Below are 12,566 nucleotides of genomic sequence, written 5' to 3'. Positions count from 1 at the left end.
GGGGTTCTCCAGGAGGTATTGGAGGCGGAGATGACAGAGGCGCTACCCCAAGCTGTGCGCGTGGGTGGAGGAGAACATCGAGGAGACGTTCACCTTCTACCGGCTTCCCCCGTCCCGCCACAAGCGCATGAAGTCCACGAACATGCTTGAGCGCCTCAACGAGGAGATCAAGCGCCGCACGCACATCGTGCGCATATTCCCGAACGAGGCGAACTGTCGTCGCCTGGTCCGGGCGCTGGCGGTCGAACAGCACGAGGAATGGATCGAGGGAACGCCCTGTCTGAACATGGACCTCTGGCACGAGCACCGGAAGACCATGCGGTTGGCGCATCCCGCAGCGTAGGGCCCTGCCCCCTCCGGGCTGCGCCCTGCGGGGTCCGGTCCCCACGCTGCGGGATGGGGACTGGACCCAGGAAGACGTGTTCCCGCGACGGAGTAAAGACCAGAACATCACGAACCTTTTTGCAGAACTTGTGTTGCGCAACTTTCATGGGGAAATGTAAGCCGCCGGGTCAAAGGGTTGCGGTGAGTGACCGGGCCGCCGCGATCATGACCGGGAGGCGGACCGCCTTTTTTTCGGCGGGAGATTTGCATACTGCGCAAAATGCCAGTAGAATACACGCTGATTTTTGGACATGACGTGTCCGGTTGAGATGTCTTTTCGACCAGCCCCGGCCCCGGCCGGCCCGCGAAGTTTCCGCGGGCGGGCGGCCGCCGCGGATCCGGCAGGCCCATGTCTCCACCAACCGAAACGGAGGATTGCAGGATGAAGATGGATTTTGGCGGCGTGCAGGAAGAGGTGATCACACGCAAAGAGTTCCCGATGGCCCGGGCGCGCAAGGTCCTCAAGAACGAGGTCATCGCGGTGATCGGCTACGGCGTGCAGGGGCCCGCGCAGGGCCTTAACATGCGGGACAACGGCTTCAACGTGATCGTCGGCCAGGCCCCCGAGTTCAAGCGGGACTGGGACCGCGCGGTGAAGGACGGCTGGAAGCCGGGCGTGAACCTGTTCCCCATCGCCGAGGCGTGCGAGAAGGGGACGATCATCCAGATGCTGGTGTCCGACGCGGCGCAGAAGGCGATCTGGCCGGAGGTGAAGAAGCACCTGAAGCCGGGCGACGCGCTGTACTTCTCCCACGGCTTCTCCATCACGTACAAGGACCAGACCAAGGTCATCCCGCCGGAGTTCGTGGACGTGCTGCTGGTCGCGCCGAAGGGCTCGGGCCTCAACGTGCGCCGCAACTTCCTGAGCGGCGCGGGCATCAACTCCAGCTTTGCGGTGGGCCAGGACCACACGGGCCGCGGGACCGAGCGCGCCATCGCCCTCGGCATCGCGATCGGCTCCGGCTACCTGTTCCCGACCACGTTTGAACACGAGGTGTTCAGCGACCTGACGGGCGAGCGCGGCGTGCTGATGGGCGCGCTGGCGGGGATCATGGAGGCGCAGTACGAGGTGCTGCGCGCCCACGGCCACTCGCCGAGCGAGGCGTTCAACGAGACGGTCGAGGAGCTGACGCAGAGCCTCATCCGCCTGGTGGACGAGAACGGCATGGACTGGATGTACCAGAACTGCTCGGCGACGGCGCAGCGCGGCGCGCTGGACTGGAAGCCGAAGTTCAAGAAGGCCACCCTGCCGGTGTTCAAGGAGCTGTACCGGCGGGTGAAGAGCGGCGAGGAGTGCCGCCGCGTCCTGCGCAGCACGGGCAAGAAGGACTACCAGGCCGGCCTGCAGAAGGAACTGGCCGAGATCAGGAACTCCGAGATGTGGCGCGCCGGGGCGACCAGCCGCAGCCTGCGCCCCAAGGCCTCCGCGAAGGCGGCGGCCCCCAAGTCCACCGTGGGCACGGGCGGGCGCCAGAGCAACTGATTCCAGGCGGATTTTCCGGCGCGCCGGACCGGTTCCGGCGCGCCGTTGCGCCGCCCCCCGCGGCTGTGCCATGCTGGACGGGTCCGGCGTGTGCGCGGCGCGCGGCCGGTGGTGGTAAAATAGCAGTCGGCCGGTTTGCGGGCCGGGCTGGCGCCGGCGGCGGCGCAGTCCGGGCGGAAGCCGGGCATGTGTGAAAAGGCCCCAACACGGGGGGGGCGGTTTGCCGCTCCCCGCATTCGGGGGACGTCTTGATGTCTGAAGCGGGCAGGACGATGTTCATCGGCCCTGAAGACGGATTGAACTGTTCCTTTAAGTGGGGGGGCGGCTGTGTCCGCGCGGTGCTGCGCAGCGATGTGGGGCGCAAGCGCAAGAACAACGAGGACTCCTGCATGGTCCTCGTGCCGGACGACCCGGCGGACGTGGAGTGGCGGGGCTTCCTTTTCGGGGTGGCCGACGGCATGGGCGGCGCCAGCGCGGGCGAGCATGCCAGCCGCCTCGCCCTGCAGTGCCTGGGGGAGGGTTATTTCGACGCGGCCTTCCACGGCGGCACGCCGCAGGCCCTGCGGGCGGCCATTGAGCTGGCGAACATGACGGTTTTTGAGGAGTCCGAGGACAACCCCGCCTACTCCGGCATGGGCACCACGATGTCCGCCGTCGCGGTCATGGGCAACTGGGCCTATGTCGCGCAGGTGGGGGACAGCCGCGTCTACCTCGTGCGGCAGGAGCTGGGCATCCGCCAGATCACGGACGACCACTCGCTGGTGGCCGAGCAGATGCGCAACGGCCTGCTCAACGAGGACGAGGCGAAGAACCACTCGCTGAAGAACCTCATCACGCGCGCCGTGGGGATCAAGGACGCGGTGGACGTGGACCTGTTCGCCCTGGAGCTTTGCCCGGGCGACCGGCTGCTGCTGTGCTCGGACGGCCTGAGCAACATGGTGCCCGACGGGCTGATGCTCTCGACGGTGACCGGCGCGGCCAGTCTGGACGCCGCGGTGGAGGGGCTGGTGAACGAGGCGCTGGAGGCGGGGGGACTTGACAACATCACGGTGCTGCTTCTGGAGGTGGAGGGGACGCCGCCGCGCACGTACTATCAGACGGGCGGCCAGAAGCTCACTTTCGGCAACGAGGGGTTCTTCCGGCGAATGCGCAACTGGTTCACCTGAGGTTTTGGCGGGTGCGCCGCCGCCGTCTGCATAACACCGCCCTCCGTGGGAACTTATCCCGGCGGCGTTTGACATCACCCCCGCCGTGTGATAGAGTAAACGCCGGTCTTTGCCGCATTATTTTCTTCCATAGGAGCTACCCTTCACCATGGGCCTGAGCAAGAAGCAGCAGAAAGTTGTCGAACAGCTGGAACGGCGCGTTGAACTGTGCCGGGAGTTCATGAATGACTGGCTCCTGTTCAACCAGGTGCTGAGCAGCTACCCGAATTCGGGGGTGAACAAGGCCCAGCTTGAGAACCAGTTCCTGAAGATCAAGAGCAAGCTGGCGCGCGAGCACAAGGTGCTCCAGCAGTCCCTGATGGACGACTACACGCTGGACGGCAACACGATGAACATCATCAGCGGCGCCACCAGCCTGGAGGCGATCTATTCGCAGTCCGAGGTGGCCCTCAAGAAGCTCCAGACGGAGTGGCACCGCGCCTTCATCGCCATCAACGAGACCCTGGGGGTCATTGAGGACAAGAAGGGCCGCGCCGAGCGCGGCGAGAAGGTCTTCATCGTCACCGCCGACATGCTGGCCGGCGGCGGCAAGGGCGGCGGGGGCGGGGGCGGCATGGCCCCCGGCACCAAGAACCTCCTCATCGCGGTGGCCGTCCTCGCCGTCATCGCCGTCGTCATGTACTTCGACATCGGCGGCATCGGCTCCATGTACAAGAGCGCGCTGGGCATGCAGTGACCCCCGGCGCGGCGCGCCCCACGGGCGGGCCCCGGGCCGAACGTGAAGGAGCCAAGGGTTGACCAAGCGGGAACTCGTCATCGAAATCGCCGACAAGCTGGGGTTCACCCAGGGGGAGGTGGCGGTCGTGGTCCAGGCCATGCTCGACACCGTGGTGGACACGCTGGCGCGGGGGGACCGCCTCGAGGTGCGGAATTTCGGCGTTTTTGAGACCAAGAGCCGCAATGCCCGCTCGGGCCGCAACCCGCGGACCGGCGCGTCCGTCGCCATCTCCCGCAAGCGGGTCGTGACCTTCAAGCCCGGCAAGGCCATCAAGGAACTGGTGGACGCCGCCGGCCGCGAGACCCCGGCGCCGGACGGAGAGGCCTGAGCCGCGTCCGCCCGCAGCGCCCCCCCTTCCCGCCAAGAAAGGCATCCCCCGTGAAAAAGGTGCTGTTTGTCTGTCTGGGAAACATCTGCCGGAGCCCCTCCGCCGAGGGGATGTTCCGGGCGCTGCTTGTGCGGCGCGGGCTTGAGGGGCGCTTCGGCGCCGACTCCGCGGGCACGGGCAACTGGCATGCCGGCGCCACTCCGGACCCCCGCGCCCAGGCGGCGGCCCGCAAGCGGGGGGTGGACCTTTCCGGGCTGCGCGCCCGCTCCGTGTCCCCGGACGATTTTGCGCGCTTCGATTTGGTCGCCGGCATGGACGAGAACAACGTCGAGGATCTGCTGGAAAGCTGCCCCCCCGCGCTGAGGGGCCGGGTGCGCCTGTTCACCGAGTTCACCGCGTCCCGGCCGGAGGGCGGCGTGGCCGACCCCTACTACGGCGGCCCCGAGGGCTTTGACCGGATGATGGACCTGATTCAGGAGGGGGTGGAGGGCGTGCTGGCGCATCTGGAGGCCCTGGAGGAGGGCGCGGGGTGAGCGCCTGGACGCGCCGGACGGAAGAGGTGCTGGGGGCGGCCGTGGCCTCCTTCGCGCCCCTGGCCGGGGGCTGCGTGGGCGAGGTGTACCGCGCGCGCCTTTCCGACGGCCGCGACATCGTGGTGAAGGTGGACGGCCGCGCCGAGCCCCGGCTGGACGTCGAGGGGCGCATGCTTTCCCTGCTCGCGGAGACGGGGGCCATTCCCGTGCCGGAGGTGCTGCACGCCGAGCCGCGCCTGCTGGCCATGACCCTGCTGCCCGGCGAGAGCCGGTTTTCCCGCGTCGCGGAGGCCCACGCCGCCGAACTGCTGGCCGCGCTCCACAATGTGCGCGGCGCGGCGCACGGGCTGCCCTGGGACACCCTCATCGGCGGGCTGCCGCAGCCCAACGCGCCCTGCGCGTCGTGGGTGGACTTCTACCGGGAGCGGCGGCTGCTTCACATGGCCGGCCGGGCGCTGGAGGAGGGCGCGCTCCCGCGCGGGATGCACCGGCGGCTGGCGGCCTTTTGCGGGCGGCTCGACGCGTGGCTGGAGGAGCCGGAGCACCCCTCGCTCCTGCACGGGGATGTGTGGACGACCAACGTGCTCGCCCGGGACGGGCGCATCACGGGATTCCTGGACCCCGCGGTCCACTTCGGCCATCCGGAGGTGGAGCTGGCCTTCATCACGCTGTTTAACACCTTTGGGGCGGCCTTTTTCGACGCCTACACCGCGCTGCGCCCGCTGCGGCCGGGCTTTTTCGAGCTGCGGCGGGACATCTACACCCTGTACCCCCTGCTGGTGCATGTCCGGCTTTTCGGGGCGTCCTACCTTTCCGGAGTGGACAACACCCTGCGCCGCCACGGCTTCTGACTTCCGGGGGCGGACGGGCCGGGTGTCCCCTTTGCCGGGGAATGCGGCGTTCCAAGAACAGGGTTTACAATGGCGGCGGAAAAGGGTACTATGCTAACGGCGGCGTGTGGCGCGCCGTCCAGGGCATTTGGTCCGCAACCGAAAGGGAGCGCAATGAGCACACGGCAGATTGTGGTCACGGAACGCGATTGCGAGACACTTCACAAGCGCATCGAGCTGCTGACCGGAGGGGTTGACGAGGACTCCTGGAGCTCGGTGCGCCGTCTTAATGAGGAGTTGAACCACGCGACGATCCTGCACGGGGAGCCGGTCCCCGACGACGTGGTCACCATGAACTCCAGCCTCATCCTGCAGGACACCCAGACCCACCGCGAACGCCTCTGCACACTGGTTTACCCCGGGTTCCTTTCCGGGGCCCCCGACCACATCTCCGTGCTCAGCCCTTTGGGCACCGCCCTGCTCGGGTCCCGCGTCGGCGAGACCCTCGTCTATGAGAAGGACGGCGGGGAACGCCGGGCCGTGGTGGTGGACATCGTCTACCAGCCCGAGGCCGAGGGGCACGCGTTCCTGTAGGCCGCGCGCCCGGCGGCGCCCCGTTTTGGCCCTCCGCGGGACTTGAACGCGTTTGTCCGCATCCGCATAATGGTGCCGGTGCCTTGAAGCACCGGCGCGCCGGAACCCCGGGTGTTCCGGCGGCCGTGCCAGAGTGCGTGAGAGAACAAGACGGGCCGGCGGGGCTGTTCCGCGCCGCACGGCCGCGCAACGCGCGAGGGTGACGCAGTGGCTTTCAGACCTGTCAACAAAGACCGGGCCGCCATACGGCGCATCTTCAAGGGTCAGCCCGACGCGTTCCGCCACATCATTGAGCGGTACCAGCCGGTGGTGTACGCGGCGGCGCTCGCGCAGTCGGGCAATGTGGCGGCGGCCGACAGGGCGGTGGTGTCCACTTTCCGGAAGGCCTTCGACCGCCTGGTCTCCATCACCGACGCCGGCAAGCTGGGCCACTGGCTGTGCGCGCTGGCGCAGGGGGAGACGGACGCCCTTCTCGCGCAGCGGGGCCCGGACCGCTTCGCCCCGCGGGACCGGGACCCCGGGGCCATGCCGGTGGACCTGAAATGGCTGCAGACCGAGCTGATGGACCCGCTCAACGAGGAGCTCGGCCCCTTCTCCGTGCAGGAGCGCAAGGGCTTCATGCTCCATGTGCTCTGCGGCACGCCCGCCCGGCAGATTGCCGACCTGCTCAAGATCGAGCCGAAGGAGGCCGGCGAGGACCTGGCCCGCACCCTCGAAAACGTGGAGAAGTCCCTGCGCAAAGAGGTGGCCTCGGCCCTGGCGTCGGAACTGGCCAGCAAGGAGCGCATGGTGCACATCATGCGCGAGGTGGCGGGGGACATCGCGGCCATCAAGGCGGCCAAGGAGACCCATCTCGGCAGGGCCAAGCGGCGCGGAGTCAGCCCGGCCGTCCTGGCGGCGGGGTTTGCGGCGCTGGCGGTGGTGGTGATCGGGGGCTATTTCGCCTACGCGGCGTTCTTCGCCCCCGCCGACCCCGTTCCCGGCGCGACCGCCTCTGGTTCAGAGACCCCGCCCCCTGTTGCGCCGCCGCCGCCGCCCTCCGAGGGGGAGAGCGCGCCGGAGACGCCGGCGGCGCCCTCCGGCGCGGAGACGGCGCCCGCGCCTTCCGATGCGCCGCCGCAGGCCCCCGGGGCGGCGATGCCGACCAATTACGCCCTTCAGGGCCGGGTGGGGGACAAGCGCTTCGGCGACGGGATTCCGGGGCTGCTGGTGACGGTGTACGATGTGGACATGACGGGACAGGTGATCGCCGATCCGGGCCCTGGAGGGGTGCCCGACCTCACCCGGCAACTGGGCCCGTCGGCGGAGACGGACCTTTACGGCGCCTTTGAGATCAGGGGGGTGACGCGCGGGGAGCACAAGGCGGCCATCTCCCACCAGGGGCGGCTGCTGGCCCACGATGTGCGGCTGGTCACGGACCGCAAGAACGCGCGGGTGGACATAGACATTGTGGACCGGTTTCCGCTCCGGTTCGCGGTGCGGGGCCGCGTGACGGACGCCAACACGGGGCAGCCGGTCCCGGAGTTTGAGATCGCGGCGTGCAAGGGCCGGCACCAGTCGCTGCAGCCCTACCTGCTGGCCGAGTTCCGGGGGATGTCGCATCCGGCCGGCGAGTTCACCGACCAGTTTCAGATCATGGACGAATACACGCTGTACGCGCGGGCGAGCGGCTACGCGCCCCTGGGGGTGCCGTTCAGCCTGACCGACGCGTGGAACCCCGGGACGGTGCTGGAGTTTCCGCTGCTGCGGTCGGCGGTCATCAAAGGCAAGGTGTACGGGGCCAACGAGCTGACCGTGTCCAGGGTGCGCGTGATGCCGCGCCAGGGCACGCCCGAGGGCACCGTGCGCGGGAAGCTCACCTACGCCGACACGGACAACCGGGGCGAGTTCGCCGTCTACACCCTGCCGGTGGGCGTGAACTGGTTCCTCTTTGACCACCGGGAATACGGCATGGGCCGCGCGATCATCGTTTCCGAGCCCGGCAAGGTGACGGAGGTCAAGATCCAGCTTCCGCGCAAGGGGGCCCTCACCGGCGACGTGGCGGTGGACGGGTTCCCCGCCGTGTTTTCGGAGTTCCGCGTGACCAGCGGGTCCACCATGGGCAGCCGTGTCCTGGAGCCCCTTTATTCGACTCCGGGGCAGTACGAGGTGCTCAAGCTGCCGCCCGGCCAGGTGTCTGTGGCTGCGCGCGTGGCGCCGTCGCCCTCGGCGCCCTGGTTTGACCGCGTCTACGAGCAGAAAGGCACGATGGACCTGTCGCAGGTGACCTGGATGGACTTTGTCTACGCCTCCGGCAACTGCTCGGTGGGGGGCGCCATCTCATACCAGGGCGGCGCGCCCCGGTCCGCTTTTGTGGAGGTCGCCCTGTTCCGCGGCGAAAACGCCGTCGAGCGGCTGCTGTTCGACGTGTCCGGTTCGGGAACCTATGCGTGTCCGGGCATTCCGGCGGGCAAGGGGGAGGTGACCCTCTTTGCCTCGTCGAAGCCCATCAGCAAAGAGGACTTTCCGGCGGCCCGCGGCGGCATGGAGCGGAAGACGGCGCCTTTCGAGGTGCTCGAGGGCCAGCAGGCCGTTGTGGATGTCGCCCTCTGACAGGCGGCCGGGGTCCGCGGCTTGCCCGGACACGGTCCGCCCGCCTATACTTCCCGCCCGCGCCCGCAGCCTTCTGCAGGGTGCGCACCACAGGACATCCCCGAAACCCATGACGGCACCCACCGGAAAATGCGTGCCCTTTGCGGCGCTTGTATGCGTCCTGGCGGGCGTGTTTGCCGCCGCGGAGGCGCCCGCGGAGAAGGTCGCGGCGGGGTCGGAGACCGTGGTTCTGCTCCACGGCATGGGCCGCACCCGGGCCTCCATGTGGCTGATGGAGGTGAGGCTGCGGTCCGCCGGGTACACCGTCCTCAATTTCCCCTACAGCGCCAAGGCCACCACCATGGACCTGCTGTCGGACGACCTGCGCGCCTTCCTCGCCGAGAAGGTGGAGACCCCGGTGTACCACCTCATCGGGCACTCCCTGGGAAACATCATCCTCCGCAACGGGTTCAAGAGGGGGTATCCCCCGGGGCTGGGCCGCATCGTGATGCTGGCGCCGCCCAACCGGCCCGCCGACATGGCCCGCGCGTTCAAGGACAACCCGATCTACCGGTGGTTCACGGGGGACAGCGGGCAGCAGCTCGCCTCCGAGGAGTTTTACGAGACCCTGCCCGTGCCGCCGGGGGAGTTTGCGGTCATCGCGGGCGACCGCGGCCAGCGGCTGACCTTCAAGGAGCCGAATGACGGCGTGGTCACCGTGGAAAGCACCAAGCTGGAGGGGATGAAGGCCTGGGCGCTGGTCCACCACGCGCACACCTTCATCATGAACAGCCGCCAGGTGGCGCTGCTGTGCATGCAGTTCCTGCGGCACGGCAACTTCGACCTGCCCCCCGGCCTCGCCGAGGACCAGGGCGAGATGGCCGGCGACTCCCACCACCTCACCCCGGACGACCCCGCCGACGACTGAGCGGCCGACCGGGTGGGAGAATTCACATGGATGGACAGGATTGACAGGATAAGGCGGATGGAAGCGCGGCGCGCTTAGCGCGCCCGGGACGCAACGCAAGGGAGGGGGGGAGGCATGGACGGACATAATGCGCGGGAGGGACTTAAGTACCGGCACATTACGGAGGCGGTGATCGGTTGCGCGTTTGAGGTGATCAACGAGCTGGGCGCGGGGTTTCTGGAGTCGGTCTATGAGAAGGCGCTGCTCGTGGCCCTGCACCAGAAGGGCCTGTCCGCCGCTGCCCAGTGCCCCATTCGCGTTTTGTTCCGCGGGGAGTCCGTCGGTGACTTCTATGCCGATCTGCTGGTCGAGGGGAAGGTGCTTGTTGAGCTCAAGGCCGTCAAGGCCCTCATCCCGGAGCATCAGGCCCAGGTCATCAACTATCTCAACGCCACGGGCATCGAGGTCGGCCTGCTCATCAACTTCGGCAGCCCGTCCCTGGATTTCAAGCGCCTGACTCGGAAGAGGCGGCCTGACACGGACGGGCAGGATTTCTGAGCATCCTGTCCATCCTGCCCATCGATGTTTTTTTCTTCCTTCTTGGTCACTCGGGCCGGGGCGTCTCCAGGATGCGGACCACGCGGCGGCCGGTGTGGGTTTGTCCGAAGAGGTCGGTGGCGCGGACGGTGAGGAGGTGGGTGCCGGGCTCCATTCTCTCGGGCAGCCGGGCGCGCCAGAGGTGGCCGGTGCGGGCCGGCTCGTCCACGTCCCACCCCCAGACCCCGTCGAGGCGGTGGGGGTTCATGGCGCGCATGCGGGCGCATTCGGGGTCGGTGCCGGTGAAGCGCTCCATGGGCAGCCAGGTTGCGCCGCCGTCCAGGGTCATGTCGAGGCGGCAGCGTTCGGACCCGGCGAAGAAGTTGACCGTGACCTCCGCGCCCGCCGCCTCCGCCCGGAGCAGCTCGTCGGGGCAGTAGACGTTCATCTGGTATCCGGCAGGCCGCCGCGCGGCCTGGTAGCGGACGCGGTAGTCCGCGCCGTCGAAGGAGACGACGGCGTAGCCGTTGGGCCCGCCGTCGTTCATGGTGGCGTGGGGGATGCCGGTCTCGTCGCGCTCGCCCACCCACCACGCGCCGGACACGGTGCCCGCGATGTAGTGGTGGTGCGGTTCGGCGCCCTTCCATCCGCGGGACGCGTCCAGGAAGAGGTGGGCCTGCTCGTGGGTGTGGCCGGACATCGAGAAGACGCGGGGCCGGTCCTGCACGAGGGCGTAGAGTTCCCGGCAGTTCTTGGCGGCGGGCAGGGGCACGTGCATCATCAGGACCACGAGCGCCTCCTCCGGCACCTGCGCCAGGCACGCGCGCAGCAGCGCCAGGTCGTCCGCGCGGAAGCGGTTCTCGAGCTTGCCGTCCGCGTTCAGCTCCATGTTGCGGAAGGCGAAGAAGAAGACGCCGCCGTGCCAGAAGGCATAGGTGGCGGGGCCGAAAAAGCGCTCGAAGGTCTCGTCGGCGTGGCGGTCCTCCTTTGCGCTGCGGTTGCCGTCGTGGTTGCCGAAGACCCAGTACCAGGGGATGCCCACGGTGCCGACGGCCTCGCTGACCTCCCTGAAGAGGCCGGGGTCGTCCGCGACGGTGTCGCCCAGGGTGACGCCGAAGGCGGCGTCCGTGCCGACCAGCTCGGGCACCACGTCGCGGGCGACATAGTTCACCTCCGTGATGCCGCGGGCCTGGGGGTCGCTGAACACGACCACGTCGAAGGCGCGCGGCTCGGGCCTGGGGATGAGGCCGAAGTCCACGGAGTCCGGCAGGGGCCCCGTGGGGTCCACGCCCGGGGCGGCGTCGCCCGGCGGCGAGCCCGCGGGCTTGTGCAGATAATAGTGGCGGGGCCGCTGGTGGGCGTCCACGGGCACGGCGTAATCCGTCGGCTTGACGACGAACAGGGCCGTGTCGTCCGTGACCGGCAGGGACCAGGCCCCATCCGCGTCTGTCACGGCCACGTCGCGGCCGTTGGCGACCACGACGCCGGGGAGGCCGGCCTCGGCCGCGTCCCGGACGCCGTTGGCGTTCGCATCCGCGTAAATAACGCCTTTCGCGGGGCCGTCCGCGCGGGCAGCGACGGCGGCGAGGACCAGAAGCAGGACTGGGCATCTTCTCATCTTTCAGACTCCTTGTGGGGGTATCAGGCGGGCTGCCCGCCCAGAGCATCTTAGGGCTGGGCTGAATTGTTTTCAAGAGAACACCGCGCGCGGGGCACCGAGGTGGCATGGGCTTCCAGCCCGTGTCTCTCGGGCTGCATCCATGACCCAAGACACGGGCTGGAAGCCCGCGCCAGTGCGCCCGCGAGCGCATTTTGTCGGAGGGGTGCGAGTCCCCTCCAGGTAAACCTTCTCCGGCCTGTAGCCGACCGTAACTGCGCCGCAGCGATGCGGGGTGGGGAGCAACGGAAGGCGAACGGCCAGTCCGCAGGATGACGAACTCGATTCGGCGTGATGGACCGGCGAGCCTGCTACCGAATGGCGAAGCCCGGAACACGCCGCGCACGCTGATGGGTAAGGTGTCAAAGCGATGCGCGGGGTCCATGGCGTGGTTGGAGGCGGAATGGCCGGAAGGCGGAATGCGTGAAGCGGGGAGACCTGTCCGGGTTGGGCGCGGCGTTCAGGGCGTGTGCCCGAAGCGCCGCACCGGGCAGGAGTCAGAGCGCCCATGGTAGCGATGAAGCGCCGTAACGGGCGTGGAGCGAAGGGGCGCAGGAAGATGGATTCGGAAAGGACGCACGGATGGAAGGAAAACCGCCGCCAGTGCCCCGGGAAACCGGGGCTAGAGCAACTTCAGGGTGAGATGCGGCATTTCCAGGAGGACGTCCAGCAAGCGCACCGAGGTGGCACGGGCTTCCAGCCCGTGTGTCTTGGGCTGCAGCCATGACCCAAGACACGGGCTGGAAGCCCGTGCCACCTCGAAGTCCGTCCCCGCCGTCTTCCTTTCGATACGGCATT

General features: G+C 68.4%; 11 protein-coding genes and 1 pseudogene. 11 read left to right on the top strand and 1 reads right to left on the bottom strand.

Annotated features, from left to right (window positions below):
- The first annotated feature begins 40 nt into the window (after positions 1-40).
- The 11 genes and pseudogenes from GXY15_03635 (at position 41) to GXY15_03585 (ending at position 10,132) form a co-directional block, all read left to right on the top strand.
- A pseudogene (locus tag GXY15_03635) lies at positions 41-343 on the top strand (IS256 family transposase).
- 423 nt (positions 344-766) lie between these two features.
- Positions 767-1,867 (top strand): ketol-acid reductoisomerase, encoded by a 1,101-nt coding sequence (gene ilvC, locus GXY15_03630; protein ID NLV40304.1) that lies wholly within the window; start codon positions 767-769, stop codon positions 1,865-1,867.
- A gap of 296 nt (positions 1,868-2,163) precedes the next feature.
- A complete protein-coding gene (locus tag GXY15_03625; GenBank protein NLV40303.1) occupies positions 2,164-3,033 on the top strand; it encodes a Stp1/IreP family PP2C-type Ser/Thr phosphatase in 870 nt (289 codons plus the stop codon).
- Positions 3,034-3,181: 148 nt separating this feature from the next.
- A complete protein-coding gene (locus GXY15_03620) occupies positions 3,182-3,769 on the top strand; it encodes a hypothetical protein (GenBank protein NLV40302.1) in 588 nt (195 codons plus the stop codon).
- A 58-nt stretch (positions 3,770-3,827) separates the two neighbouring features.
- Positions 3,828-4,139, top strand: a complete 312-nt coding sequence (locus tag GXY15_03615; GenBank protein ID NLV40301.1) for an integration host factor subunit beta — start codon at positions 3,828-3,830, stop codon at positions 4,137-4,139.
- Between the two features lie 50 nt (positions 4,140-4,189).
- Entirely contained in the window at positions 4,190-4,672 is a 483-nt protein-coding gene (locus GXY15_03610; protein NLV40300.1) for a low molecular weight phosphotyrosine protein phosphatase, read from the top strand.
- Positions 4,669-5,523, top strand: a complete 855-nt coding sequence (locus GXY15_03605) for a fructosamine kinase family protein (GenBank protein NLV40299.1) — start codon at positions 4,669-4,671, stop codon at positions 5,521-5,523. The genes GXY15_03610 and GXY15_03605 overlap by 4 nt, the downstream gene beginning before the upstream one ends.
- Positions 5,524-5,676: 153 nt before the next feature.
- Positions 5,677-6,096 carry a hypothetical protein gene (locus GXY15_03600; protein ID NLV40298.1) on the top strand — a complete coding sequence of 140 codons (420 nt, stop codon included), beginning with the start codon at positions 5,677-5,679 and terminating at the stop codon, positions 6,094-6,096.
- Between the two features lie 207 nt (positions 6,097-6,303).
- Complete coding sequence (locus GXY15_03595) at positions 6,304-8,688, top strand: hypothetical protein (GenBank protein ID NLV40297.1); 2,385 nt, start codon at positions 6,304-6,306, stop codon at positions 8,686-8,688.
- A 109-nt stretch (positions 8,689-8,797) separates the two neighbouring features.
- On the top strand, positions 8,798-9,595 hold the full coding sequence (locus tag GXY15_03590) for an alpha/beta fold hydrolase (GenBank protein NLV40296.1): 798 nt from the start codon (positions 8,798-8,800) through the stop codon (positions 9,593-9,595).
- Between the two features lie 114 nt (positions 9,596-9,709).
- Complete coding sequence (locus GXY15_03585) at positions 9,710-10,132, top strand: GxxExxY protein (protein NLV40295.1); 423 nt, start codon at positions 9,710-9,712, stop codon at positions 10,130-10,132.
- 46 nt (positions 10,133-10,178) lie between these two features.
- Here GXY15_03585 and GXY15_03580 read toward each other — a convergent pair whose 3' ends face one another.
- On the bottom strand, positions 10,179-11,729 hold the full coding sequence (locus GXY15_03580) for a metallophosphoesterase (protein ID NLV40294.1): 1,551 nt from the start codon (positions 11,727-11,729) through the stop codon (positions 10,179-10,181).
- Positions 11,730-12,566 lie beyond the last annotated feature (837 nt).

The organism is Candidatus Hydrogenedentota bacterium (assembly GCA_012730045.1).
Taxonomy (GTDB): domain Bacteria; phylum Hydrogenedentota; class Hydrogenedentia; order Hydrogenedentales; family CAITNO01; genus JAAYBR01.
Note: the sequence above shows the minus strand (reverse complement) of the source record. Positions and strands in the feature narration are given on the sequence as shown.